Source organism: Phenylobacterium sp., assembly GCF_041691455.1.
GTDB lineage: Bacteria > Pseudomonadota > Alphaproteobacteria > Caulobacterales > Caulobacteraceae > Phenylobacterium.
The window spans coordinates 1-24,652 of record NZ_JBEPUO010000017.1; the positions used below are offsets into that span (position 1 = coordinate 1).

The following is a 24,652-nucleotide window of genomic DNA, read 5'->3' on the forward strand; positions in this document are numbered from 1 at the left end:
CAACGCCACCAACCGCATGGTCGCCCAGGCGCTGTGCGAGATGTTCGACTGCACCAGCGAAAGCGCCAACGACGGCGCCGAGGCGCTCGAGGCCGCCCGCGCCGGACGCTTCGACCTGATCCTCATGGACATCAAGATGCCGGTGATGGACGGCGTGGCCGCCACCAAGGCCATCCGCGCCCTGCCGGGCCCGCCGGGCCTGGTGCCGATCATCGCCCTCACCGCCAACGCCGAGCCGGAAGACGCCGAGGGCTACCTCGCCGCCGGCATGAACGGCGTCGTCGAAAAGCCGATGAAGCCGGAACACCTGCTGGCCGCCCTGCAGGAGGCGCTCGGCGAAGCCGCCGACGCCGCCGCGGCTGTCGCCGCGGCCTGACGCCGGCTCTTCAGCCCTCTTTATTTGTCGAAGCGGTTCCAGTGGCCGCGCGAATAGTAGCCGTGGTCGTCGCTGCGATCCTTGCGCCAGTGGTAGCGCCCATGGCGGTTGTGCTGGCGCCACGCGTCGTCGTGGAACACCACGCCCAGGTTGGTCGGATAGGTCGTGTAGCGTTCGGCCACCCGCCAGCATTCGCCGTAGCGGTTGCAGGCCACGTCGGCCGAGGCTGAAGTCGCGGAAAGCGCCAGCGCGCCGCCGGCTACGGACGCGATGAACGCGCCGGCCGCCAAGGTCTTCTGCAGGTTTTTCATTCGATCTCCCTTTCGTTTTGCGTGGGCTCAACGAACTGACCGAAGGCTTGTTCCAAGCTGCGCCGCCGCCTTTATTTGCGAACTCTGGCGGGCCGGAGGGGCCTTCTCTTCACGTTGCGGCGCACCCGGGCCCACGCCGACTTTAGCGCTTGATCCGACAGCAGGGCGTGGCAGGTTGCTGACGTCGCGACGGCGCGCGCAGGTGCAGATGACGTGCTAGTCAAATCTCCTGCACCGTGCGACCTGGCCGGCAGCCTGGCCAGGACAGAGTACTCAGGCGTCCCGATGTCCAAGCCCCCACCGCCGCGACAGCTCACCGATCTCGCCCAGGCGGAGCGATTCCAGCTCTTGATCGAGGCGGTGAAGGACTACGCGATCTACCTGCTGGACGCCGATGGCCGCGTCGCCACCTGGAACACCGGCGCCCAGCTCTTCAAGGGCTACACCGCCGAGGAGATCGTCGGGCGGCACTTCTCGGTGTTCTACACCGAGGAGGACCGCGCCGCCGGCCTGCCGCAGCGGGCGCTGGAGACGGCGACGCGCGAGGGGCGGTTCGAGTCGGAAGGCTGGCGGCTGCGCAAGGACGGCACGCGGTTCTGGACCCACGTGGTCATCGACCCGGTGATCGCCGCGGACGGTACGACGATCGGTTTTGCCAAGATCACCCGGGACGTCTCGGAGAAACGCGCCGCCGACCGGGCCCTGGCGGAGAGCGAGCGGGCCTTCCGCCTGCTGGTCCAGGGGGTCCGCGACTACGCCATCTACATGCTCGACCCGCAGGGCAACGTCACCAACTGGAACGCCGGGGCCGAAGCCATCAAGGGCTACAAGGCCGGCGAGATCGTCGGCCGCCATTTCTCGCTGTTCTATACGCCGGAGGACCGGGCGGCCGGCAAGCCGGCCTACGCCCTCGAAACCGCCCTGCGGGAGGGCAAGTTCGAAGGCGAAGCCGAGCGGGTGCGCAAGAACGGCGAACGCTTCTGGGCCAATGTGCTGATCGACCCGATCCACGACGACCGCGGTCAGCTGCTCGGTTTCGCCAAGATCACCCGCGACGTCACCGAGAAGCGCAACGCCGAGCGTGAGATCGAGCGCGCGCGCGAAGCCTTGGTGCAGGCCCAGAAGATGGAGGCGATCGGCCGGCTCACCGGCGGCGTCGCCCACGACTTCAACAACCTGCTGACGGTGATCCGCGCCTCGGCCGACTTTCTGCGCCGCCCCAACCTCAGCGAGGAGAAGCGCGTGCGTTACGTCGAGGCGATCGCCGAGACGGCCGAACGCGCCGCCGTGCTGACCGGTCAGCTCCTGGCCTTCGCGCGGCGCCAGCCGCTGCAGCCCGAGGTGTTCGAAGTCGGCGACCGCCTGCGCGGCCTGCAGCAGATCATCGGCACGACGGTCGGCTCCTCGGTGACCGTCACGGTGGACGCGCCGAGCGTTCCGCATCGCATCCAGGCCGACCCCAGCCAGTTCGAGACGGCGATCCTGAACATGGTGATCAACGCCCGGGACGCGATGCCGCGCGGGGGCCAGATCGCCATCGCCATCCGCTCGGCGACCGGCGTGCCGGCCGTGCGCGGCCACGCCGAGGCGAGCGGCGACTTCGTGGCGATCGACATCGCCGACACCGGAACCGGCATGCCGCCGGACACGCTGGCGCGGATCTTCGAGCCGTTCTTCACCACCAAGCCGGTGGACAAGGGCACCGGCCTGGGCCTGAGCCAGGTCTACGGCTTCGCCAAGCAGTCGCGGGGCGAGATCGACGTGAGGAGCGAGCTCGGCCAGGGCGCCACCTTCACGCTCTACCTGCCGCGCACCCTGGCCGAGGTCGGGGCGGCGCAGGCGGCCATCAGCGTCGATCCGACGACGGTCCCGGTGCGCCACATCCTGCTCGTCGAAGACAACCAGGGCGTCGGCCACTTCGCCGCCGGCCTGTTGCGCGAACTCGGCCAGACGGTGACCTGGGTCGGCGACGGGCAGGCCGCGCTGGAACTCCTGGAACACCGCGCCGCGGAGTTCGACCTGGTGTTCTCCGACGTGGTGATGCCCGGCATCAGCGGCATAGAGCTCGGCCAGAGTATCAGGGCGCGCTGGCCGGACCTCGAGGTCATCCTGACCAGCGGCTACAGCCATGTGATCGCCGAGGAGGGCACGCACGGCTTCCTCCTGCTCAAGAAGCCCTATTCGATCGACGGACTGCTCAACGCCCTGGGCCAGGATCCGAACGCCCACGCCGGCTAGGTCCCGCGACCGTCCGCCTGTGATGAACAAGCGTCACAACGGTATCTCTTGGCGGATTTCGAGACTCGTCGCCCTATCTGCGAGGGGGCGCTAAGAGTTGATGAGATGATCGAAGCCACCTTCGTGTCGTTTGTCCCGAAGAAGAAAAGCGACCTGCTGCGGCAGACCCTGTCGACGGAAGACACCGGCGAGCTGCGGTGGCGGGAACGGCGGACCTTCTTCGGCAGCGAATTCTACTTCACCGGCCCCCCGGAACTGGCCCGCAAGGCCCAGATCTACGTGACCCGGTGGCTGATCACCTGACCGGTCGGGCCCTGACCCGATGGCGGGGCGCGTCCGCCGCGGTACCCAGCGGATGTTCGGCCGCCCGAAGGTCGAGATGCGCCAAACGCGGCCTTTTATTCGAGGCTCCTCTCCCCGCGAAGCGAGAGGGAGAGGTTGGGAGAGGGCGGCGCCGAGGCTTGGGGCCACGCGCTCCGCTTGGATCGAGGACCTCCACGGCAAAGGTCGTCGCCGTCACCTCCAAGCTCCGGCGCGGCACAGCGCGCCGCCTGCGGACGGCGCATCGAACGCCTTGGCTGAAATCGGCGTCCGCGGGCCATTGATTCAACAACGCGGCCGTAATCGCCGACGGCGCCGCCCTCTCCCAACCTCTCCCACGATGCTCCGCATCTGGGAGAGGAGCGGACCCGATGGAGGTCATCCACGGGTGGGGAGCGGACGTTCAGCGTTGCGGGTGGTCGCCGTGGCTCTTGAACATCGAGGCTCGGGCTTCGGCCGCGGATGCCGTGATCGGCAGGCAGATGGCCCACGCCGGATCGTGTCGGTTCATCGGCCTTAGGCCTTCCGCGGCGGCGCGCCTCAGTAGGAGCCCAGCGACTTGGTTCATGGAGCCGTCGTAGAACCGCGCCTGTTCAATCTCGCCCTTGATGGAAAGCCTCCCTTCCGGCCCCAGCCGATCCAGTCCCGTAAGCCCGTCCAGCCTTGACCACGTCTGCTGCTCGGCGTTGTTCAGGTCGTAGTAGTAGCGGAGGGTTGTGTAGAGGAACCCCAGCCGCGACTGCCGATCCGCCGGCAGCAGGCTCACCCTGCCGCTCTGCGAGGCCGCCTCCCAGCGCGCGGTTTCGACGGCGTAGCGCGGCGGGCGGCCGACCCAGCTTGGCCCGCGGATGCGCCCGTCCGGCGTCGCGGCGTCCACGATAGCTTCCAGTTCGGTCAGCCGCTTCTGCACGCAGGCGTGAGCGAAGTCGCGCTGCTGGATGCGGGTGACGTCGCTTACGATCTCGCCGCCAATCGCCTCGGCCGCCTCGTTGGCCTCCAGCCGGTGGCGCACGGCCTCGACCGCGCCCTCCGCCGCCAGCGCAGTCAGCACGCCGATGACAATGATCAGATATTCCTTCAGGAACTCGCGCGCGCCGTGCCACGGCTTGGGCTTGTGGATGTCCATGCCGCCCCCCAGCGGTTTACGCAGTAGCTACCCGTAACCGGACTCTCCAATCTTCGCCAACGGGTGGGTTGCAGACGTTGGGTTGCTTGGCGCAAGCAGACATTGGCTGTGGGCAGGCCTCCAATGCTCAGCGTGCCGCGCCGAATGTCCGGCCGCAGGTCTGGGGTGCTCTTAGGCCCTAGGCGCCATAAACATCAGCCGACTTCGCGACCGCATCCGTACGCCTAGGAAGCCGAGACCGAGGACAAGGCACATCCAAATTTGCGGTTCTGGCACAGGGCTGGGCGGAGCATAGAAATAGGTAAGATCTACACTGAAGTCGTTGGAGGCGAAAACGTCATATGACAGCGAAGGGTCGCTCATCACGAAAGTGAATTTTAGGTCGGTTACTCCCAAGAACTCGAAAGCGCCGGAGCCGACAAACCCGGCCGGATCAACGAACGAGATCTGAGCCGGAAAACCAAGGGGGAAAGGTTCGGAGAACGTGTAGTCGCTCCCTGGCGCGACAACGGTAGGCTGGCCGCCACTGTGCCCTGTCCCGATATGGTAATCGGGCAAGCCCGAGATCGCCGTCAAATCGGCCTGAATAGTGTGATTGTCGCCCTGGAAGTCGATGGTCTGGTATTCCGCCGTTGGGTTGTGGCCTGTGACGGAGACGTCGTCGGACAGGCTGACAGACAACTGAACGGCCGTGAGAATTCCCAACGCCCCGTCAAACTTGTTGAACGTGACGGGACAGCTGAACGTGACCTCTGAGAAGCCCGCCCCGAGTGGTCCGGAGGCAGTCGATCCCGCACACGACCGTGATTGAACCAGAGTGGCGGCGCTTGATGCGCTACAGATACAAGCAATTACCATCGCGAATGGCGTAGCCTTCAAAAACACCTTGAGCATGTGTGCCATCCAATCTGATTGGTTCACTATCGCGACCAGCTTGGATGAGAACCCACGCGAGGATACTGGTCAATCACGCGCAACCTGCGCGAGCGGTCGACTTGGCGGTGATGGGTGTCATCCTGGAAACAGACGCTGCGAACTTCCGACAAGGGTCGAAAGCGGACATCGGGCGCGTGCCCAGAAGCGGACGTGCCAAACTTCCGCAATGAGTGAGACTCCATCGTCCGACCGTCTCAACGCGAAGGTTCACCTTCAGCCGCCGCCGGCCTTGCCGACGCATCTGGTTTCATTGGCAACTTTCTTGCGGCGCGCGGGCCTATTGCGCCCCTGGCCGCAATGACCTAGGTCGCGATCCTTCGCTTTGGGGGAGAAAATGGCCGAGGCCACACCGCAACCGCCGCCGTCGCTGGATGAGGTCCGCAAGCGGATCGACGCCATCGACGCCGACCTGCTGCGCCTGGTGGTCGAGCGCGCCAGCCTGGCCCACGTGGTCAAGGCCGCCAAGGAGGCCGCCGGCGATGGCGGCAAGTTCGGCCTGCGCCCGGCGCGCGAGGCCATGCTGCTGCGCCGCCTGCTGGCCGGCCCGCGCAACGGCGCCAAGCCCGGCCTGATCGTGCGCATCTGGCGCGAGCTGATCGGTGACAGCCTGGCGACGCAGGGACCCTTCCACCTCTCCGTCTGGGGCGGCCGCGACGCCGGCCGCGCCGTCGAGGTCGCCCGCCTGCGCTTCGGGATCGCCCCGTCGCTGCGCCAGGTCGCCAAGCCGGAGGACGCGTTGGCCGCCGCCCGCGCCCTCGGCGGGGTCGCGGTCTGCGCGCTCCCCCCCGACAGCGCCTGGTGGGGCCGCCTGCTGGCCGAGCCGAAGCTGCGGGTGTTCGCCGCCCTGCCCTGCCTCGCCGCCTGGGGCCCGTTGTCGGCCCTGGCGGTGGCCGAGGTCGAGGTCGAGCCGACCGGCGCGGACAACACCTTCTGGGTGACCGACGCCGGCGAGAGCGCCAAGGCCGTCGAGCAGGCGCTCAGCCGCGACGGCGTGGCCGCGACCCTGCTGGTCGAGACCGGCGGGCTGAAGCTCTTCCTGCTCTCCGGCTACTACCAGCCCGACGACCCGCGGCTCGTCCGGGCGCCCGGCAAGCTCTCCGGCGTCATCGGCGCGGCTCCGCAGCCGCTGGACCTCTAGGCCGCCGTCACTCGTCGCACTGGCATCTGGCGTTCCAGGCGCCCACGTCGGTCCCCGGAGCCGTAACGATGCCCAGGCTTTTGACCTTTTGATCGACCTGGGCGCGCGTCCAGAAACCCGACCACACCCGCTCGTCCACGGCCGTCTGGTCATAGACGAAGCTCTTGCCCGCCCGATAGCACACCGTCATCGTCGAGCAGTAGACGAGGCCCGGGAGCGCCCGAACGCGCGCGACCTCGGCGTCGGCGGCCTGGATCTGACGGGCCGTCGCGCGGTGAAACTCCGGGCTGATCCAGAACAGATGCGCCTTCGCATTGTGGGAATGCAGCATGAGCGCCGCCAGCCCGGCCACGATCCCCCATCTCGCCGTCCGGGGGCCGAGCCACTTGGGAATCCAGGTCCCGACCCCATCCAGCGCCAGGGCGACGGCGATCGCGCAGGCCAGGATCAGTTCGAATATGGCGTTGATCCCCACGGCCCCGGCGCTGCGGCCTCCGACGAACACGGCCAGCGCCGCGACGAGGAAGATGAACACGAACGCGGCCTCTCTGGTGCGCCGCCGCCAGGTCCAGAACAGGCCGCAGCCGAGCGCGACCGCCAATATGATCGTCTGCCGCGCGAGCCATGCCGGGCGCCAATAGAAGTGGCGCTTGTAGAGGAACAGCTGTTCCAGGAAGGCCCCGCCGTAGACCGCGGTGCAGATCGCCAGACCGATCGCCGCGCTGACGCCGCCCACCAGGGTCGCCCGCATGGCCTTGCGGTAGTCGCCCTGCAGCCACAGCCAGATCAGCACGCTGGCGGGCGTGGCGATCAGGCAGTGCTTCACGAAGCCGGCGGCGACCATGAGCAATATGGCGATGTCGGTGGACCGGCCGGCCCGATACCGATGGATGAAGAGCACGAGCGCCCACGACATGACGCCAAGGCCCAACAGCGTGGGATCGTTCATGCCGATGAAGCCCGAGCAGGACCGCACCATGGTCGCCAGGTACCAGCCCGCCCCGAGCGCCGCGGCCACGCGCGAGCCGCCGAACTGACGCACGATCATCGCCAGAGCGCCGGCGCTGGCGCCGAGGCCGAGCAGGGAGCCGAGCCGTCCCGCCAGGATGAAGTCGATCCCGCTGAGCTTCGCGCTCAAGCCCACGAGGTAGTAGGAGAGCGGCGGATAGTTGTTGCTGATCAGCGCGTCCTGCGCGGGATAGAGCGGCCCCGCGCCGAGGGCCGCTTGGGTGTTCCAGGCGTCCCAGGCCTCGTCGTAGTCGACTTCCAGCGGCAGGAACGTGCGCCAGACCTCCCAGGCGCCGTAGAAGATCGTCGCCGCCCAGAAGAAGATCGCGCCCAGACCCAGGGGGAGGTCGCGTGCGGCGGACACCGTCGTGTCGGCCGGCGCGCGCTCGCGCGCAGCCGGGTATTCGCGTGATGACATACTTCGCCCCCCCCATCGCGACGTACGCTGCCCCTGGGAATATGACGTACCATTGTTTGTCAAACTGCTACCCGGGTTCCGGCGCTCCTGGCCCTCCGGAGGTCCAAGGCCGGCCTTGGACGCATAGCGGGCGGCGTGTAAGAGGCGGGCCCGGCCTTCGCGCCCCACCAAAGCCAAATCCGACGATGTCCGACGACGCCCCGACCCTCGACCGTTCCAAGGCGGACAAGCCGCTTCCCAAGCCGGGCATCCTGGAAATCCATGCCTATGTGCCCGGCAAGTCGAAGGCCCCCGGGATCGCCGAGCCGGTCAAGCTGTCGGCCAACGAGAACGCCCTGGGATCGAGCCCCAAGGCGCAGGAGGCCTACGCCGCCGCCGGGAAGAGCCTGCACGTCTACCCGGACCCGCGCGCCTCGATCGTCCGCGCCGCCGTCGCCGAGCGCTACCGCCTGGAGCCCGAGCGGCTGATCTTCGGCTGCGGCTCCGATGAGGTGTTCCAGCTCCTCAACACCACCTTCCTCGAGCCGGGCGACAACATCGTCCAGGGCGAGTTCGGCTTCGCGGCCTTCGCCATCGGCGCCTATGCCGTCCAGGCCGAGGTGCGCCGCGCCAAGGAGCCGGACTTCCGCATCGACGTCGACGAGATGCTGAAGTGCGTCGACGAGCGCACACGGCTGGTCTTCCTGGCCAATCCCGGCAACCCCACCGGCACCTGGATCCCGTTCTCGGAGGTCCGCCGCCTGCACGAGGAGCTGCCGCCCAGCGTCGTGCTGGTGCTGGACGGGGCCTACGGCGAGTTCGCGCTGGACCCGACGTTCGACGACGGGCTCGACCTGGCGCGGACGGCGTCCAACGTCGTGGTCACCCACACCTTCTCCAAGCTGCACGGCCTGGCCGCGCTGCGCATCGGCTGGGGCTATGCGCCGCTGGAGATCGCCCAGGCGGTCGACCGCATCCGCCTGCCGTTCAACACCTCGATCGCCGCCCAGCACGCCGCCGTGGCCGCGCTCGGCGACGAGGACTTCCAGCGCGCCTCCCTGGAGCTGACCGAGACCTGGCGGCCCTGGCTCACCCAGCAGCTCGGCGGCCTCGGTCTCGACATCGTCGGCCCCTCTGCGGCCAATTTCGTGCTGGTCGGCTTCCCGAAGACGCCGGGCAGGACGGCGGCCGACGCCGACGCCTTCCTGACCGCGCGCGGCCTGCTGGTGCGCGGCGTCGGCAACTACGGCCTGCCCGACCACATCCGCATCACCTTTGGCCTGGAGGCGCATAACCGCGCCCTGGTCGACGCGCTCGCCGACTTCATGGCCCAATGACCGCGCCCGTCTACGCGAAGATAGCGGTGATCGGCTGCGGGCTGATCGGATCCTCGGTGATCCATGCCGCGCGGGCCTCCGGCGCCGTGGGCGAGGTGGCCGTGGCCGACGCCTCCGAGGCCGCCCGCGCCCGGATCGTCGAGCTGGGCTTCGCCGACCGGGTCACCGCCGACCCCGCCGAGGCGGTGCGCGACGCCGACCTGGTGGTGTTCGCCGTGCCGGTGATGGCCATGGGCGAGGCCGCCCGCGCCGCCGCGCCCGGCATGAAGCCCGGCGCCACCGTCACCGACGTGGGCTCGGTGAAGGCCGCGGTCGGCGAGGCGCTGGCCGCGGCGCTGCCGGAAAGCTGCTTCATCATCCCCGGCCACCCGATCGCCGGCACCGAGCAGTCGGGCCCCGACGCCGGCTTCGCCGAGCTCTTCCAGAACCGCTGGGTGATCCTCACGCCCCAGGCCCGCGACGACGAGCCCTACGCCGACGCCCTCCAGCGGCTGAGCGACTTCTGGAGCGCGCTGGGCTCCAACGTCGAGCTGATGGACGACCGCCACCACGACCTGGTGCTGGCCGTCACCAGCCACCTGCCCCACCTGATCGCCTACAACATCGTCGGCACCGCCGCCGACCTCGAGGGCGTCACCCGCGGCGAGGTGATGAAATATTCGGCCGGCGGCTTCCGCGACTTCACCCGCATCGCCGCCTCCGACCCGACCATGTGGCGCGACGTCTTCCTCTCCAACAAGGACGCGGTGCTGGAGGTGCTCGGCCGCTTCACCGAAGACCTGCAGGCGCTCTCGCGCGCCATCCGCTGGGGCGAGGGCGACAAGCTGTTCGAGCTCTTTTCCCGCACCCGCGAAATCCGCCGCGGGATCATCGCGGCGGGTCAGGAAAGCGCCGAGCCGAACTTCGGCCGCGACCATCGCGCGCCCGCCGATCCGGACACAAACGCGCAACAGTCTTAGGGTCCCATCGGTCAGCGACACCCACCGGGAGATTCCCTCATGCGCCTCGTCATCCTCACCGCGGCCGCGGCCGCGCTCCTGATCGGCGCGACGTCCGCGGCCGCCCAGCAACCCGCCCCGGCGCCCGGCGGCGCCATGCCGTCGGCGGCCGACATCATCAAGCAGTGGGACACCAACAAGGACGGGACCGTCAGCAAGGACGAGTGGGTGGCCGCCGGCCGTCCCGCCGAACGCTTCGACATGGTCGACGCCAACAAGGACGGCAAGATCACCGCCGAAGAACTGGCCGCGGCCATGGCGGCGATGCGCCAGCGCCAGGGCGGCTGATCGCAGCCCATGGCCGACGACCAGGAACGGGCCGGATTCCAGGCTCTGGCGGCGCATGGCGCTGACGAGCAGGACGCGGTCCGCGGGCTGGGGGCGCGGCTGAAGGCCGACCCCAAGCCGCAGGACCTGAAGGCGCTCTCGGCGCTCTGGCTGCACGCCGCCGCCGCGGCGCCCGAGACCCTGCCCGGCGTCTATGACGCGGTCGCCGAGGGCTATCTCGGCGAGCCCTTGGGGGTGCGCCCGGTCGCCATCGCCACCCCGGACCAGGCGGAGCGGATCCCGCCGGCCTTCTGGACCGCGCTCTGGGAGCTGCTCGACGAGCCGCGCGAGGGCCTGGGAGCGGTCAACCTGACCACCAAGACCGCCGCCCTCACCGGCCTGATCTCGCCCAAGATGCAGGCCCGCGTCGGCCTGGCGTCGCTGGCCTATCCGGGCGTCCCCGCCGCCGTCGCCCAGGGCTATCCGAAGAAGTTCACCCTGGCCGCGCTCGCCGCCTGCCCGAAGGACTCGCTGGGCGGAGAGTTCCACAGCCTGATCGTCGACAACGGCTTCGACCTGGAGGTGCTCGACCGCAAGGCGCTGGGTCTCGACAAGCTGCCGGCCCCGCTCGCCTACCTCAACGCCCGCATCCTGCAGTGCCATGACCTCTGGCACATCGTCGCCGGCTACCGGACGACCGCGCTGCATGAGGTGGCGATCTCGGCCTTCCAGCTCGCCCAGTTCGGCCACCACTATTCCTCGATGTTCCTCGGCATGGTGCTGACCCGCGTCGCCTTCGAGCGGCCGGAGGGCGGCCCCTTGATGCTGGAGACCATCCTCACCGCCTGGGCCCACGGCCGCCGCACCCCGCCGCTGCTCGGCGTCAACTGGGAGGCCATCTGGGACTTGCCGCTCGCCGAGGTGCGCGCCAGGCTCGGCGTCACCCCTTACGTCTCCCCCTTCCCCGCCGACCTCTTCGAGCAGTTGCGGATCGCCGCCTAGCTTGCGTCCGGCTCTATTCACCTCTATGGGTGAATGATGCTCGACGACACGCTCACCGCCCTGGCCGACCCCACGCGCCGCGCGATCCTGGCCCGGCTGGCCGCCGGCGAGGCGAGGGTCACCGAGCTCGCGGCCCCCTTCCAGATCTCGCTCAACTCGGTCTCCAAGCACATCCGCATGCTGGAGCGCGCCGCCCTGGTCCGCCGCCGGGTCGAGGGGCGCGAGCACATCCTGAGCTTCAACCCTGCGCCGCTCGACGAGGCCGCCCGGTGGATCGAGGGCCAGCAGGGCCTCTGGACCCATCGCCTCGCCCGCCTGGACGACCTCCTGAAGGACGCGTCATGACCCAGAAGACCGGAACCGTCCGCGCCACCCACCGCTACGACGCCGCGCCCGAGCGGGTGTTCGACGCCTGGCTCGACCCGGCCATCGCCGGCAAGTTCCTGTTCGCCACGCCCACCGGCCGGATGATCAAGGCCGAGATCGACCCGCGGGTCGGCGGCGGCTTCACCTTCACCGACCGCCGCCCGGACATGGGCGATGTCGAGCACGTCGGGACCTACATCGAGATCGACCGCCCCCGGCGCCTGGTCTTCGACTTCGCGGTCCCGGCCTACGAACCCACGCTCACCCGCATCACCCTCGACTTCGCCCCGTCCGGCTCCGGCTGCGAACTCACCCTCACCCACCAGGGCGTCTTCGAAGCGTACGTGAAGCAGACGCAATCCGGCTGGGCGATGATCCTGGACGGGCTGGCCAAGGCGCTGGCCTAGCGCGGCGCGGTCCCCAGGAATTCCTGCACGCCTTCGATCGCCTCCACCAGGCCGACGCGCTGCAGGGCCACGCCTTCCGGCAGGCTGGAGAACAGCCGGGTGGGCGAGCTGGCGTCGAGCATGACGAAGCAGCCCTTGTCGTCGGCGCGGCGGATCAGGCGGCCGAAGGCCTGGGCGATGCGGCCGCGGGCCACGGCGTCGTCATAGCCCTTGCCGCCGAACCGCACGCGCCTCGCCTTGTGCAGGATGTCGGGCCTGGGCCACGGCACCCGGTCGAACACCAGCAGGCGCAGCGACTTGCCCGGCACGTCCACGCCATCGCGCACCGCGTCGGTGCCGAGCAAACAGGCGTCCTCCTCGGCCCGGAAGATGTCCACCAGCGCGCCCACCTCCAGGCCGTCCACATGCTGGGCGTAGAGCGCGATCCCCTGGTCGGCCAAGGGCCCGGCGATCTTCTCGTGCACCGCGCGCAGCCGCCGGATCGCGGTGAACAGGCCGAGCCCGCCGCCGCCGGCCGCCAGGAACAGTTCGCGCATGGCCGCGGCCACCTGGCGCGGATCCTCGCGGCCGACGTCGGTGACCACGAAGCACCGGGCCTGGTTGGCATAGTCGAAGGGCGAGGCGAGCTTCAGGGTCTTCGGCCGGTCCGGCAGCCGCGCCGCCCCGGTGCGCATCTCGGCGAGCGCGAAGGGGTCGTCCAGCGTCGCGTCGGCGAGCGTCGCCGAGGTCACCAGCACCCCGTGGGCGGGCGCGATCACCGCATTGGTCAAGGGTTCGGTCGGGTCGACCCAGTGGCGGCGGCAGGCGGCGTCCACGACGCGCCCATACAGGAACGTCGCGTCGAACCAGTCCACGAAGTCCGGGTCGTCCTCGGCGTCCTCGTCGATGGCCCGCAGCATCGAGCGCCAGGCCGGCAAGGTCATCCGGGCGCGTCTGTCCAAGCCGCGAAGCGCCCCCTCGATCCGCGCCCGGTCGGCCGTGGTCAGCGTCGCGGCCTCGGCGTCCAGCACGTCCTCGAGCTGCCGGGCCAGCGCCACCAGCGGCGCCTCGACCTTGGCCAGCCCCTCGGCCGCCGCCCGCGCGGTTTCCCGCACCAGGTCGAGCGCCGGCCTGGCCGCGCACTCCATCCCGACCTCGCTGGGCGCAGCCCGCGCCCGCAACTGCTCCATCACCGCCACCAGGAACTGCTCCACCGGCCCCAGCGGATTGACCTCCCCGTTCGGCGGCGCGATGCGGCCCGACCAGCCCTCGCCGGGCAGCACGGCCGCCGCCCGCGTCGCCTCGATCAGCGCCCCTTGCGCCTCCTCGTGGTCGCCCAGCACCTCCATCAGCCGCGCCTCGAGCCCCCGCCCGCGCCGGCCGCGCCCCTCCGGCCCACGGATCCAGCGCCGCAGCTCCGCGGCCTCCGCCCCCGACAGCGCCGCGGCGAACGCCGAGTCCGCCGCGTCGAACAGGTGGTGGCCCTCGTCGAAGACGATGCGCTTGAGCTGCGTCGTCTCCCCGTCGGCCTTCGACCCCCGGGCCGCCCGCGCCCCATCGAACGCCGCCTGGGTCAGCACCAGCGCGTGGTTGGCGATCACGATGTCGGCCCGCCGCGAGCCGCGGATCGCCTTTTCCACGAAGCAGGTGCGGTAGTGCTGGCAGCCCGCGTGGATGCACTCGCCGCGCCTGTCCACCAGATTGGCCGGGCTCGCCTGCGCCGCCGGCGACACCGAAAACAGCGTCGGCAGCCAGGCCGGGAAGTCGCCCCCGGTCATGTCCCCGTCCCGGGTCGCCCGCGCCCAGCGCGACGCCAGCCCCATCCCCACCAGGTCGCCACCGCCCAGTTGCGCGGCGTTCACCGCCTCCTGGAAATTCAGCAGGCAGAGGTAGTTCTCGCGCCCCTTCCTCACCACGGCCTTCTTCGCCCGGACCTTGGGGTCGGGATAGATCGCGTGGCTCTCCCGCTCGATCTGCCGCTGCAGCGCGCGGGTATAGGTCGAGACCCAGACCGCCGGCCCGTTGGCCTCCGCCCACAGCGAGGCGGGCGCGAGGTAGGCCAGCGTCTTGCCGATCCCCGTGCCGGCCTCGGCCAGCATCATCCGCGGCTCGCCCTCCTTGTCGCGGGGCGAAAAGGCGTAGGCCGCCTCCGAGGCATATTCCGCCTGCGCCGGCCGCGCCTCGTCGAGCCCCGAGCGGACCAAGAGTTCCGCGAGCCGCGCCGCCGCCGCTGCCGGCTCGACCGGCTTGGTCCCCGGCTCCCCGGGCGGCGCCTCGGCCTCCCATTCCGTCAGCCGCGCCCAGGCGTCGAGCCCCGAGGTGCGGAACATGTTGCCCACGGGCTGCGACCGCAGCGCCCCGATCGCCGCGGCGCCCCAGGGCCAGCCGCCCCGCGCCAGGGTCTCGGCCACCGCCAGCGCCTCTTCGCGCGACGGCTCCGGCGCCGAACCCAGCTCGCCGAGCAGCAGGCCGCAGACCTCGCGCAGCGCCACCGCCTGCGCCGCCGCCCCCTTCGGCTCCGGCAGCCCCAGCGCCTGGGCCAGACCCGCCGCCGACGGCGCGCAGAACCGCCCCGGCCGCACGAAGGCGAACAGCTCCAGCGCATCGAACACCCGGGGACTGCGCGGCGGCACGGCCACCCCCAGCCGCCGCGCGGTCATCGCCGCATGGGCCACCAGCACCGGCCACTGCTCGAAGAGGTCCCGCGCATCCGGCGCCCGCAAGCCTTGCGGCCCCGTCGCATCCGCCACCGCCGCGCGCGGCCCCGGCAGCACCACCAGCGCCGGCGCGAGATCGAGGGTGGCGGGGGGAAAACTCACCTGGCGTTGCTAGCCGGATTCACCCCGGAACGGAATGGGAACTTCGCGTCACACCGCGGCGCAAGCGCGACTCTATTTTTGGAACCACGGAAAACACGGAAAGAGCACGGAAGGGCGCCTGCCCCACCACAGCAGCGGACTCCATTGATCGCGCCGGCAGCGTGATCGCTCATTCATCCTGGCCTCTGCGGCCATCCTCCTTTCCGTGCTCTTTCCGTGTTTTCCGTGGTCAAGAACTCTTCGCCCGGTAGTGCAGGAACAGGTTCAGCGTCAGCCGCCCGGTCCGCGGATCGGGATCGCCCGCGAACCCTGGCCGAAGGCTCGCCGCATGCAGGTTGCGGCTGCGGTAGGCGATCATCCGGTTGAACACCGGCTCATAGTCGGCGATGCGCTCGAAGATCGGCGTGTCGCCGCACACATAGCCCCGCGGCTCGCCGAGCGCGGCCACCTCGGCCTTCAGGCTCGCCTCATAGCGGTCGAACCGCGCCTCGGTGATGGTCTCATAGCCGGTGCTGCGGTGGCGATAGAAGCCCGTGCCGCCCTGCCCCTCGCGCGCCAGGTAGAGCAGCAGCGCCAGGTTGCCGGGATGGGTGGAATCGATGTGCGGCATCCGCTGGCGAAGGCTCAGCGTCTCCGGGCCTTGCGTGACCAGCGAAAACTCCCAGCCGCCGCTCACCACCGCCTGGTCGCCGAGCCCGAACACCGCCCGCAACGCCCCGTCCAGATAGCCGTGCGCCCCGCGCACGAACGGCATCGGAACCGCCGCCCGCACCCCCGGATAGAAGCTCTGCGCCGCCGGCGGAAACGGCGCCACCGACGCCGCATAGTCCACCAGCGCCTCCGGCTCCGCCGCGAAGTTGTCGAACACCATCACCGGAGACCCCTCGGCCCCGACGAGGTCCGTACGCGCCACGATGGCGTCATGGGGGCGGAAGTCGAGCGTCATGCGGGGTCTCGCGGAGGGGACGGTGCGGGTCAAGTCGGCCCGAGTCCGACATATTGGCGCAGGGAGCGGAGGGCTCAAACTGTGTGGGCGGGGCGGGAGGCGACATGCGCGATCCGCGCCGAAGCTGCGGCAGGAGAAGCCTGGCGACAGAGGGGGGGATCGAGACCGGAACAAAATGGGAACTTGTACTGTGGTAAGATCACGCCTCATCAACTGAGCGGTTTCTGTTTTCACGCCATGGCTCTCGACCACTACGTTTCCCAGGTCCACCTCAAGCGCTTCTACTCTCCCGCGTTGAATGGGCTAATGCACGCCGTCCGCAAGAGTGACCTCAAGTCATTCACCCCGACAGCAAAAGCAGTTTGTCGAATCGACGAGGGCAGCACTAACAAATACCTTGAAGAACCTCGCGCGATCGAGGAATTCCTAAAGCCAATTGAAGCAAAATACAATGCGGCTACCGCGGCCTTGCAGGCCGGAAAGCCTGACCACGAAACCATTTACGTTGTCGCCGGCTTCGCCGGATACGTCATGAGCTGTTCTCCGGCCGCAATACGTATCAATACAGCGCCGCTTCTAGGTGCTTTAGACGTTACCGCTAAAATGATGGAGCGTAGCGGCAAACTCCCTCCCGAGAACGGGCACGACGTATCGAAGCCGACCTTTTGAAATCCAATCGGGTACCCAAAGCCAAGCCATCTCCTCGCTAGCGCACTCTCCGGGGAAGGTGGAAATACCTCCGCCCTTGCTCCCCGCCGTCCGCTAGGCGTCAACTGACCGCAGCGCACAGTGGAGCAGGGCCATCATGCCGCAGGACCCAGAGCCCAAGGCCGAGAGCCGAGCGTCCTGGTGGCAGACGCTGCCGGGCATGGTGACCGCCGTTGCGGCGCTGCTCACCGCCATCGGCGGGCTGATCCTGGCGCTCAGCCAGGCGGGCCTGCTGCACCGCTCTGCCGCGGCGGCGTCGGCCGAGGCGCCGGGCGTCCCGCAGGCCCAGACGCCGCAAGTTCCGCCGCCTCAGGCCCAGGCCGCGCCCGCCGCCGGCGCGCCGGCCGTGAGCTTCGCGCCGGGCGCCCAGGTGACGCTCGGCAACAATCGCGGACGTGGGACCTATGAGCTGCTGTCGGCCGGGGTCGAGCGGCGGACGGCCGAGGCGGGCACGCTGACCCTGAAGGTCCGCCTGACCAACGCGGGGCCCAACGATATCGGCTTCTGGAACGACAGCTTCCGCCTGGCGGTCGACGGCGTCCCCCGCGCGCCGACCAGTTGGCTTAACTCCTCCGTCGACCCCCGCAGCGCCAAGGAAGCCGACCTGGTCTTCGCCCTGCCGCTGACGGCCAAGACCCTCTCGCTGCGCATCAACAGCGGCGACGAAGACGGCGAAATCCCGCTGACGCTGAAATAGCCGGGTCCGAAGCCCCCTATCCCCGCACCGTCTCCCGGCCCTTCCACTTCAGCACTGGCTCCGCCGCCTCAACCTCATGCTCCGGCTCGGGCGCGGCCGCCGCCGCCCGCGGGGCGATCGCGGCCTGCAGCCTCGCCATCTGGTCGAGCATGGCCGGGACGCCGTGGGCCGACATGACCAGGCGGCTCGCCGTATAGGTCCAGTGGCGGCTCTCGTCCTCGGGGGCCGCGCCGTCCTTGCGCACCACGTCGAACTCCATGCGCAGCTGGTGGCCGTCGAAGGTCAGGAACCTCAACTGGTCGACGAACACCTCGATCACCTCGGGCACGTCGATGCGGCGCGGTTCGTGGCTTTTCATGGGACCTCCTTCTGACGGTCACAAAGGTTAACGGGCGCGGCCATGGAAGGGTTCAGCGCGGTCAAGCCCGCGCCCCGCAACCCATCTTTTCCCCCGCCCGTGCGCGTGGCACGCTCCAGTTGAGTATTGGGGAGTGGGGCATATGTCGAGGACGCGGGTCGGCCTGGCGGTCGCGGGCGCGGTGCTGCTGGGCGCGGCGGGCGAGGCGCCGCCCCAGGTCAACTACTGGGTCGCGCGCCCGACCAGCGCCGAACTGATGTCGACCTGGCCCGAGGCCCTGAAGCAGGACCCGACCGTCGAAATCTCGATGCAGTGCAAGGCGCGCTCGGACGGTGGGCTCGACGCCTGCCGGCTGATCCTGGAGCGCCCCGCAGGCCTCGGCCAGCACCTCCTGGACCTGGCGCCACGCTTCCGCGTGAACATGTCCGGGCCCCAGGCGCCTGCCGTGGGCGGCGACGTCTACGTCTTCAGCAACGCGTCCATCAAGTACGACAAGCCGCCCAACTGGCTGCGCAAACCCACGCCGAGCGATCTGATGAGCGTGTGGCCCAAGGACGCCTGGGCCCACGGCCAGGGCGGCAAGGCCACGATCGACTGCCTGGTCAGCCTGCAGGGCGCGCTGTTCGATTGCCGGGCGGTCAGCGAAGCGCCCGACGGGTCGCACTTCGCCGGGGCGGCGCTGACGCTCACCCCGCAGCTGCTGATGGCGCCGGCGGTGATCGGCGGCAAGCCCAGGGTCGCACCGGTCATGATCCCGTTCAACTTCGAGATGCCGCGGGGCACCAGCGGCTCGGCCCCGCCCATGGGCCGGAGCGTCGGCGTGGCCATCGCCGCGACCGCCTGGCCTCAGGCGCCCAGCTACGCCGACGTCGTGGCCGCCTACCCGAAGAAAGCCCGCGAGGCGAAGCTCGGCGGCCGTGCCACGCTCAATTGCGAATTCGACCGGCAGGGCAATATCGGCAATTGCGAAACCCTGGCGGAGGACCCGAAGCACGAGGGCTTCGCCGACGCCGCCAGGGCGCTCGCCAAGCAGTTCCGCGCACTCCCCACCGGGCCGGACGGCAAGACGATCAGCGGAGTCCGCATCCAGCTCCCGGTGGTCTTCGACCCGGCCATGCTGGAGGCCGGCCAGCCGCTGATCGGCAAGGCGGCCTGGGCGGGCCTGCCGAGCGCCGAGGACACCTCGGCGGCCTTCGGCAAGCTGTCGGTGAGCGGCACGACGCGGGTGAAGCTCGCCTGCACGGTCCAGCAGGGCGGGTCGGTGACGGATTGCAAAGTGTTGACCGAGGAGCCGGCCGGCCAGGGCGTCGGCGCGGCGGCGCTGACGCTCGCCCCGCACTTCCGCCTGACCACCTGGACCGCGGAGGGTCTCCCCACGGTCGGCGGGGTGATCAACATCCCGCTGCGCTACGAACCCGGAACGGCCGAGCCGCCGAAGGCTGAGCCAAAGGGCTGAACCGCGTCCGCTACTTCGCCGGCGCGAGCCGCAGGATCTCGCTGGGGCTTTCGTCGGTGATCACATAGACGAGGCCGTCCGGGCCCTCGCGTACGTCCTTCACGCGCTTGCAGCGGTCCATCAGGAGCTTCTCCTCGCCCACCACCCGGCCGTTCTTCATCCGCAGGCGGACGAGCTGGCGGCCGGACATGGCGCCGACCAGGACGTCGCCCTTCCAGGCCGGGAAGGCCTTGCCGTCGTAGAAGGTCAGGCCGGAGGGGGCGATCGAGGGCGTCCAGAAATAGGCCGGCTGCTCCATGCCGTCCTGGGCGGTCTTGCCGCCGTTGATCAGGGCGCCGGAGTTCTGGCGGCCATAGCTGATCACCGGGAAGCCGTAGTTGCCGCCGGACTTGATGCGGTTGAGTTCATCGCCGCCCATCGGCTCGTTCTCGCCGACCCAGAGGTCGCCGGTGGCCGGGTTCAGGCCCGCGGCCTGGATGTCGCGGAAGCCGACGGCATAGAGCGCCGGGTTGGCGTCCTTCTTGCCCACGAAGGGGTTGTCCTTGGGGATCGAGCCGTCGGCGTTGATCCGCAGCACCTTGCCCCGCGGGTCGGTCATCGACTGCGGGTTGGGCCCGCCGGAGGCCACCTCGCCCGAGGCGATCAGCAGCGTCCCGTCGCGGGCCTGCACCAGGCGGCGCGGCGACAGGTAGGGCGCCTCATAGATGGTCTTGGCGTCTTCCAGGCTGCGGGCGTCGGCCGACAGCCGGGCCTTCAGGATGCGGCCCATGAAGGGCTCGCCCTTGGCCGGCGGGGCGGCGGTGTAGCCGTAGTAGAGGGTGCGGTTTTTCGCGAAGTCGCGGTCGAGCACCGGGCCGGTGTTGCTGGTGCCGACCACGCCGGCGATCTCCGGCGCGCCCTTCAGCGGCTCGGAGACGCGGCCCTTGGCGTCGACGACCCGCAGGCCGCCCGCGCGCTGCGAGACCAGGAGCTCGCCGCCCGGCAGGAAGGCCAGGCCGACCGACCGGTCGAGGCTCGCCACCACCTCGACCTTGAGGCCGGCCTTCGACTTGATCTGCGGGGCGCGCGCCTGGTCGGGCCGGGCCGGCGGGGCGAAGTAGCCGTCCCTGGCGTTGCGGTTGGCGCCGCACAGCGTCTCGATCCGCGCGTTCTCCGCCGCCGAACCCGCCACGCCGGCATAGTCCGGCCCCGGCGCATAGGTCGGGACCGCCGCCGCCGGCGCGGTCTGCGACCACGCCCCCGCGCCGGGCGCGAGCGCCATCGCCAGCGCCAGACCCGTCACCGCCCTCGAAGCCCGAAGATCCTTGCGCACAGCCGTCCCCTCTGAAGTCAGGTTTGTTGTTGCCTCCTGCATGTCACGGGGCGGGACCGCGATCCAGCGCCCCGATTGTTCCGCTTGAAACAAATCGTGAACACCGAAATTTTGGTCAAGCCGGACGCCGCGCCTAGACTCTCCGGTTGGATTTGGCCCGCCCGGCGGGCCGCCGGTCTTTCTCAAGCCGCGGCGGGTCCCGTCGCCAATCGCCCGGGCGCCGCCACAGGCGCCCCGCGTCCATGTTCACGTCGATGGGGGCTACTTGATCTTGACCGTCGCCGAGCCCTGGGGCGTGACCAGCTCGAAGGTGTCGCCCGACTTCTTGTCCTTCGGATAGGCGGCGCACTGCTCGGTGGGGTCGAAGTTGTTGGTCGTGCAGAGCTTGTCGCCGTCGACCTTCCAGGTCCCGGTCATCTGCACCGCGGCGCTGGTGAACTTGCCGTCGGGGGTGAAGACCAGGTCGTAGTCCATGCCCGCGATCGTCACGATCATCCCGTGGGTGGTGATCTCGGTCAGGGTGTCGGCGCGGGCCGGGGCGGCGGCGGCCAGCGCCAGCAGGGTGGTGGCGGCGAGCAGTTGGCGCATCGGAGGTCTCCTGAGGCGGCGGAACCGCGTTGTGCGAGCCGAGCCTAAGGCCTCTCCCCGCTCGCTGTCATCCGGGAAAGCGGGTTCGCGCCGCGGTTGAAAGGTAGTTCTCGCCTGCGACAACAACCACCGATTGCAGCGACGCTTGGCTGGGGTATGGTGGGGCCTTGGGGGCCACGGGGTATGGGCTCGGTGAAGCGTAGCGTTCCGAATGCCGGGGGTGAATGGACGCGAGCCGCGCCGCCCGCGCTGCTGGCTGCCGGCCTCGGCGGGCTCATCATCCTGTCGCGCATGGCCCTACAGGAGGCGCTGGGTGCGAAATCGCCGTTTCTGCTGGCCTGGCCCGCGATCATGATCGCGGCCTTCATCGGCGGGTTCTGGCCGGCGGTCGCGGTCACCCTGCTCGGGCTCGGGGTCGGCCAGTGGGCGCTGCGGACCGCCGGCGAAGCCCCGCTCGGGCCCGGCGGCGTCCTGATCTTCCTGCTCTTCGGCCTGGTGTTCTCGATCGCCGGCGGCATGCGCAAGCTCGGCCTCAGGCGCGCCGCCGCCGACGCCGAGCGGCTCAGCGACATGCAGCGGCGGCTGGCCGGCGTCGCCCGGCTGAACGCCATGGGCGAGATCGCCGCGACCCTGGCCCACGAGCTCAACCAGCCGCTGACCGCCATCGCCAGCTACGCCGGCGCGGCCCAACGCCTCGTGGAGCGCGAGAACGCCCCGCCGGACAGCGTCCCCGACCTCCTGCAGAAGGTCGCGGGCCAGGCCGCCCGGGCGCGGGACGTCATTGGACGCATCCGCGGGCAGGTGAGCCGGAACGAACTGGCCCTCGCCCCGCAGTCGCTCTCGGAGATGTTCGAGGAGTCGCTCGCCATGGCCATGGCCGGCGCCGGGCGCGCGGTCAGCGTGCGCCGCGAGTTCGAGGCCGCAGCCGACCGGGTGCTCGCCGATCGGCTCCAGGTCCAGCAGGTGATGGTCAATCTGATCCGCAACGCCGTGGAGGCCATGGCCGGGACACCGCGCTGCGAGCTGCGGATCGGCGGGCGGGCCGGCCCCGGGGGCCTCGTGGAGGCCTTCGTCGCCGACAGCGGGCCCGGCCTGCCGGCGGACCTCGCCGAGCGGCTCTTCGAGCCCTTCGTCAGCGGCAAGGCCGACGGCATGGGGATTGGCCTGGCGGTCTGCCGCAGTATCGTCGAGGCGCATGGCGGGACGATCCGCGGGAAAACCGATCCCTACGGCGGGGCATTCTTCCACTTCACGCTACGGCGGGCGCCGGAGGCGCAGAGGTCATGAGCGGCCAGGGCCTGGTCCACATCATCGACGACGACGACGCCCTGCGCCACGCGATCGCCGCCATGCTCTCGGCTGCCGGGTTCAACACGCGGACTTACCCCTCGGCCCAGGCCTTCCTGGATGCGCTGGATGGCCTCAAGCCGGGCTGCGTCGTCACCGACGTGCGGATGCCGGGGATGAGCGGCCTGGAGCTGCTGGCGCGGCTGAACGGCCGGACCGCCGATTTCCCGGTGATCGTCATGACCGGCCTGGCCCACGTGAGCATGGCGGTCGAAGCCCTGAAGAACGGCGCCGCGGACTTCATCGAAAAGCCCTTCGACGGCGATGTACTGACGGCTGCGGTGCGCGCGGCGCAGGCCACGCTCGCCGAAGACCAGGCGCGGACTAGCTCGCGGGCCGACCACGCCAAGCGCATTGCCGGCCTCTCCTCCCGCGAACGCGACGTCCTGGCCGGCGTCGTGGCGGGATCCTCCAACAAGGAGATCGCCCGCGCGCTCGGCATCAGCCCGCGCACCGTCGAGTCCTACCGCGCCAACATCATGATGAAGACCCACGCCGAAAGCCTCTCGGACCTGGTGCGTATGGCCTGGCGCGTCGAGAGCCGGGTCTAGCCGGTGACCCGTCCGCTCTCACGCATCGCCGTGCGGACCGCCTCGATGATGTCTTCGGGTCCGAAGGGCTTTTCGATAAAGGCGGCGGCGCCCGCGGCCATCACCTCGGCCGCCAGCGCCGGCCCGCCCCGCCCGGTCATGACGATCACCGGCAGGGCGACGCCCAGGGCCTTCAGGCGGCAAAGCAGCTCCAGGCCGGTCATTTCGGCCATGTGCATGTCGGTGACGATGCAGCCGTGGGGCACCCCCGGCAGGTCGTCGAGCAGGGCCTGGGCCGAGACATGACCGCGCGCCGCCAGACCTTCGACGCCGAACAGGACGCACAACGAATCGCGCACCGCGTCGTCATCATCGACGATATAGATCACCGGTTGGGGCGCCATCGCGCGATCGTCCGCCCCGCCAGCGTCGAGCCAAATGCAGGAAACTGCGGGAATCTGGAGTCTTAGCCGCGTTCCGAGCGCTTGGAACTCCGGTCGAATCCTTCAGGGAAAGTACTGAGGACCCCTCGCGGCGCGTCGCGCCGAGATAGAACTTGATCACCGAACACGATCTTCGAGGGGTGGAATGCGTGCTCAGGGTGCGTTAGCTCCTTTGTTGCTAGTATATGTACACAGGCATGGGGGCTGGATGACCGGGCGCCTTGTGATTCTGGGGGGTGGATGGCGCCGGCCGTTTCCGACATGAGCGCCACACCGCTGGTGAGCGTTATCGTCGTTGCCTACAAGCAGGAGCCCTACGTCCGGGCGGCCGTGCGCAGTGCGTTGGCGCAGACCTATGCGCCGCTTGAGATCGTGCTTTCCGACGACTGCTCGTCGGACCGGACCTTCGAGATCATGCAGGAAGAGGCCCAGGCCTACACCGGCCCGCACAAGATCATCCTCAACCGCAATCCGACGAACCTGGGCGTGGCCCAGCACTACAACCGCGCCGCCGGCCTGGCTTCCGGCGACCTGATCGTGGTGCAGGACGGCGACGACATCTCGCGGTCCGACCGCGTGGCCAAGCTGGCGCGCGCCGCGCTGGAGCCGACGCCGGTGGACATGGTCTGCTCGAATGTCTCGGTGATCGACGGCGAGGGAAAGGCCCTGCCGAAATGGGGCCTGCCGCCGGTCGTGCCGATGACCCTCGAAGGCGCCTTGAACCGCGGCTCGATCAGCGCGCTGGGCTGCGCCAGCGCCTATTCGCGTTCACTCTGGACCAAATATGGGCCGATCGACGCCGAGGTGCTGCAGGAGGACGTGGTGCTGCCGTTCCGCGCCTTGCTGGAGCGCGGGATCCGGGTGGTGGACGAGCAACTGGTCGAATATCGGGTGCATGACGCCAATCTGTTCGCAGGGCGCAAGCCGCCGCGGGGGCGCGAGTCCCGGCGGCGCTGGGCGCGAAGCTGGCGGGCCATCTCTCGCGACTGGCGGCGCGCATGGAGTCTCTCAGGACGCGACGACGCAGCCTTCGAGCAGCCGCTTGGCCGGCGGATGAAGCTCCAGGACTACGATGTGGAGTGCTACGACCGCTCGCGCATCTACGCCCTGCTGGCCGCCCTGCGTGGCCTGGCCGAAGGCCTGACCCTGCGCAACTCCGCCGGCATCATCAAACGCCACGTTTTCCGCCTCGCCTAAGGCCGCGAGAGCTGCGGACGACCGTCCCGCGCGAGACGCTGCGC

26 protein-coding genes are annotated in these 24,652 nt (G+C 69.7%); 16 read left to right on the forward strand and 10 right to left on the reverse strand.

Features of this window, described 5'->3' with window-relative positions; genetic code table 11:
- Nucleotides 1–376 (forward strand): response regulator (locus tag ACESMY_RS16725; RefSeq protein WP_372785750.1); only part of this gene is annotated, 376 nt, incomplete at its 5' end.
- 20 nt (nucleotides 377–396) lie between these two features.
- On the opposite strand, the gene ACESMY_RS16730 is transcribed toward ACESMY_RS16725, so the two are convergent.
- A complete protein-coding gene (locus tag ACESMY_RS16730) occupies nucleotides 397–687 on the reverse strand; it encodes a hypothetical protein (protein ID WP_372785751.1) in 291 nt (96 codons plus the stop codon).
- Nucleotides 688–972: 285 nt separating this feature from the next.
- Between ACESMY_RS16730 and ACESMY_RS16735 the strand changes: the two genes are divergently transcribed.
- Both ACESMY_RS16735 and ACESMY_RS16740 read left to right on the forward strand, forming a co-directional pair.
- The gene (locus ACESMY_RS16735) at nucleotides 973–2,925 is read left to right on the forward strand and encodes a PAS domain S-box protein (RefSeq protein ID WP_372785752.1); all 1,953 of its coding nucleotides are present in this window, start codon (nucleotides 973–975) and stop codon (nucleotides 2,923–2,925) included.
- A 105-nt stretch (nucleotides 2,926–3,030) separates the two neighbouring features.
- On the forward strand, nucleotides 3,031–3,228 hold the full coding sequence (locus ACESMY_RS16740) for a hypothetical protein (protein ID WP_372785753.1): 198 nt from the start codon (nucleotides 3,031–3,033) through the stop codon (nucleotides 3,226–3,228).
- Between the two features lie 421 nt (nucleotides 3,229–3,649).
- Here the strand turns inward: ACESMY_RS16740 and ACESMY_RS16745 are convergent, their stop codons facing one another.
- Together ACESMY_RS16745 and ACESMY_RS16750 are read right to left on the reverse strand one after the other, a co-directional pair.
- Complete coding sequence (locus tag ACESMY_RS16745; protein WP_372785754.1) at nucleotides 3,650–4,372, reverse strand: hypothetical protein; 723 nt, start codon at nucleotides 4,370–4,372, stop codon at nucleotides 3,650–3,652.
- A gap of 171 nt (nucleotides 4,373–4,543) precedes the next feature.
- On the reverse strand, nucleotides 4,544–5,266 hold the full coding sequence (locus ACESMY_RS16750) for a hypothetical protein (protein WP_372785755.1): 723 nt from the start codon (nucleotides 5,264–5,266) through the stop codon (nucleotides 4,544–4,546).
- 376 nt (nucleotides 5,267–5,642) lie between these two features.
- Here ACESMY_RS16750 and ACESMY_RS16755 point away from each other — a divergent pair, with 376 nt between their 5' ends.
- A complete protein-coding gene (locus ACESMY_RS16755) occupies nucleotides 5,643–6,446 on the forward strand; it encodes a chorismate mutase (RefSeq protein ID WP_372785756.1) in 804 nt (267 codons plus the stop codon).
- 7 nt (nucleotides 6,447–6,453) lie between these two features.
- Here ACESMY_RS16755 and ACESMY_RS16760 read toward each other — a convergent pair whose 3' ends face one another.
- Nucleotides 6,454–7,872, reverse strand: a complete 1,419-nt coding sequence (locus ACESMY_RS16760) for a hypothetical protein (RefSeq protein WP_372785757.1) — start codon at nucleotides 7,870–7,872, stop codon at nucleotides 6,454–6,456.
- Between the two features lie 185 nt (nucleotides 7,873–8,057).
- Between ACESMY_RS16760 and ACESMY_RS16765 the strand changes: the two genes are divergently transcribed.
- The 6 genes from ACESMY_RS16765 to ACESMY_RS16790 are packed head-to-tail and all read left to right on the forward strand — an operon-like array spanning nucleotide 8,058 to nucleotide 12,228.
- A complete protein-coding gene (locus ACESMY_RS16765) occupies nucleotides 8,058–9,188 on the forward strand; it encodes a histidinol-phosphate transaminase (RefSeq protein WP_372785758.1) in 1,131 nt (376 codons plus the stop codon).
- The gene (locus ACESMY_RS16770; protein WP_372785759.1) at nucleotides 9,185–10,147 is read left to right on the forward strand and encodes a prephenate/arogenate dehydrogenase family protein; all 963 of its coding nucleotides are present in this window, start codon (nucleotides 9,185–9,187) and stop codon (nucleotides 10,145–10,147) included. The genes ACESMY_RS16765 and ACESMY_RS16770 overlap by 4 nt, the downstream gene beginning before the upstream one ends.
- A 39-nt stretch (nucleotides 10,148–10,186) precedes the next feature.
- Nucleotides 10,187–10,474, forward strand: coding sequence for an EF-hand domain-containing protein (locus ACESMY_RS16775; RefSeq protein WP_372785760.1), 288 nt, complete (start codon nucleotides 10,187–10,189; stop codon nucleotides 10,472–10,474).
- Nucleotides 10,475–10,483: 9 nt separating this feature from the next.
- A complete protein-coding gene (locus tag ACESMY_RS16780) occupies nucleotides 10,484–11,455 on the forward strand; it encodes a Coq4 family protein (protein ID WP_372785761.1) in 972 nt (323 codons plus the stop codon).
- 33 nt (nucleotides 11,456–11,488) lie between these two features.
- Entirely contained in the window at nucleotides 11,489–11,800 is a 312-nt protein-coding gene (locus ACESMY_RS16785) for an ArsR/SmtB family transcription factor (protein ID WP_372785762.1), read from the forward strand.
- On the forward strand, nucleotides 11,797–12,228 hold the full coding sequence (locus ACESMY_RS16790; RefSeq protein WP_372785763.1) for an SRPBCC domain-containing protein: 432 nt from the start codon (nucleotides 11,797–11,799) through the stop codon (nucleotides 12,226–12,228). The genes ACESMY_RS16785 and ACESMY_RS16790 overlap by 4 nt, the downstream gene beginning before the upstream one ends.
- Here the strand turns inward: ACESMY_RS16790 and ACESMY_RS16795 are convergent.
- On the reverse strand, nucleotides 12,225–15,026 hold the full coding sequence (locus ACESMY_RS16795) for an ATP-dependent DNA helicase (protein WP_372785764.1): 2,802 nt from the start codon (nucleotides 15,024–15,026) through the stop codon (nucleotides 12,225–12,227). The genes ACESMY_RS16790 and ACESMY_RS16795 overlap by 4 nt on opposite strands.
- Nucleotides 15,027–15,255: 229 nt before the next feature.
- The gene (locus tag ACESMY_RS16800) at nucleotides 15,256–15,972 is read right to left on the reverse strand and encodes a DUF6445 family protein (RefSeq protein ID WP_372785765.1); all 717 of its coding nucleotides are present in this window, start codon (nucleotides 15,970–15,972) and stop codon (nucleotides 15,256–15,258) included.
- 237 nt (nucleotides 15,973–16,209) lie between these two features.
- On the opposite strand from ACESMY_RS16800, the gene ACESMY_RS16805 reads away from it, so the two are divergent.
- Both ACESMY_RS16805 and ACESMY_RS16810 read left to right on the forward strand, forming a co-directional pair.
- Nucleotides 16,210–16,641 (forward strand): hypothetical protein, encoded by a 432-nt coding sequence (locus ACESMY_RS16805; RefSeq protein WP_372785766.1) that lies wholly within the window; start codon nucleotides 16,210–16,212, stop codon nucleotides 16,639–16,641.
- Between the two features lie 136 nt (nucleotides 16,642–16,777).
- Nucleotides 16,778–17,377 (forward strand): hypothetical protein, encoded by a 600-nt coding sequence (locus ACESMY_RS16810; protein WP_372785767.1) that lies wholly within the window; start codon nucleotides 16,778–16,780, stop codon nucleotides 17,375–17,377.
- Between the two features lie 16 nt (nucleotides 17,378–17,393).
- Here the strand turns inward: ACESMY_RS16810 and ACESMY_RS16815 are convergent, their stop codons facing one another.
- A complete protein-coding gene (locus ACESMY_RS16815; protein WP_372785768.1) occupies nucleotides 17,394–17,735 on the reverse strand; it encodes a hypothetical protein in 342 nt (113 codons plus the stop codon).
- A 142-nt stretch (nucleotides 17,736–17,877) separates the two neighbouring features.
- On the opposite strand from ACESMY_RS16815, the gene ACESMY_RS16820 reads away from it, so the two are divergent.
- Nucleotides 17,878–19,191, forward strand: a complete 1,314-nt coding sequence (locus tag ACESMY_RS16820; RefSeq protein WP_372785769.1) for an energy transducer TonB — start codon at nucleotides 17,878–17,880, stop codon at nucleotides 19,189–19,191.
- 10 nt (nucleotides 19,192–19,201) lie between these two features.
- Here the strand turns inward: ACESMY_RS16820 and ACESMY_RS16825 are convergent, their stop codons facing one another.
- Together ACESMY_RS16825 and ACESMY_RS16830 are read right to left on the reverse strand one after the other, a co-directional pair.
- Nucleotides 19,202–20,503 carry a PQQ-dependent sugar dehydrogenase gene (locus ACESMY_RS16825; RefSeq protein WP_372785770.1) on the reverse strand — a complete coding sequence of 434 codons (1,302 nt, stop codon included), beginning with the start codon at nucleotides 20,501–20,503 and terminating at the stop codon, nucleotides 19,202–19,204.
- Nucleotides 20,504–20,764: 261 nt separating this feature from the next.
- On the reverse strand, nucleotides 20,765–21,091 hold the full coding sequence (locus ACESMY_RS16830; protein ID WP_372785771.1) for a hypothetical protein: 327 nt from the start codon (nucleotides 21,089–21,091) through the stop codon (nucleotides 20,765–20,767).
- A gap of 192 nt (nucleotides 21,092–21,283) precedes the next feature.
- Here ACESMY_RS16830 and ACESMY_RS16835 point away from each other — a divergent pair, with 192 nt between their 5' ends.
- Nucleotides 21,284–22,378, forward strand: a complete 1,095-nt coding sequence (locus ACESMY_RS16835) for a sensor histidine kinase (protein WP_372785772.1) — start codon at nucleotides 21,284–21,286, stop codon at nucleotides 22,376–22,378.
- Nucleotides 22,375–22,989, forward strand: a complete 615-nt coding sequence (gene fixJ, locus ACESMY_RS16840; RefSeq protein WP_372785773.1) for a response regulator FixJ — start codon at nucleotides 22,375–22,377, stop codon at nucleotides 22,987–22,989. Before ACESMY_RS16835 ends, fixJ begins: the two co-directional genes overlap by 4 nt.
- Here fixJ and ACESMY_RS16845 read toward each other — a convergent pair.
- Nucleotides 22,986–23,372: a response regulator gene (locus tag ACESMY_RS16845; protein WP_372785774.1), complete on the reverse strand. Its 387-nt coding sequence runs from the start codon at nucleotides 23,370–23,372 to the stop codon at nucleotides 22,986–22,988. The two genes, fixJ and ACESMY_RS16845, sit on opposite strands and share 4 nt — an antisense overlap.
- A gap of 279 nt (nucleotides 23,373–23,651) precedes the next feature.
- On the opposite strand from ACESMY_RS16845, the gene ACESMY_RS16850 reads away from it, so the two are divergent.
- The gene (locus ACESMY_RS16850; RefSeq protein ID WP_372785775.1) at nucleotides 23,652–24,608 is read left to right on the forward strand and encodes a glycosyltransferase; all 957 of its coding nucleotides are present in this window, start codon (nucleotides 23,652–23,654) and stop codon (nucleotides 24,606–24,608) included.
- The last annotated feature ends 44 nt before the right edge of the window (nucleotides 24,609–24,652 follow it).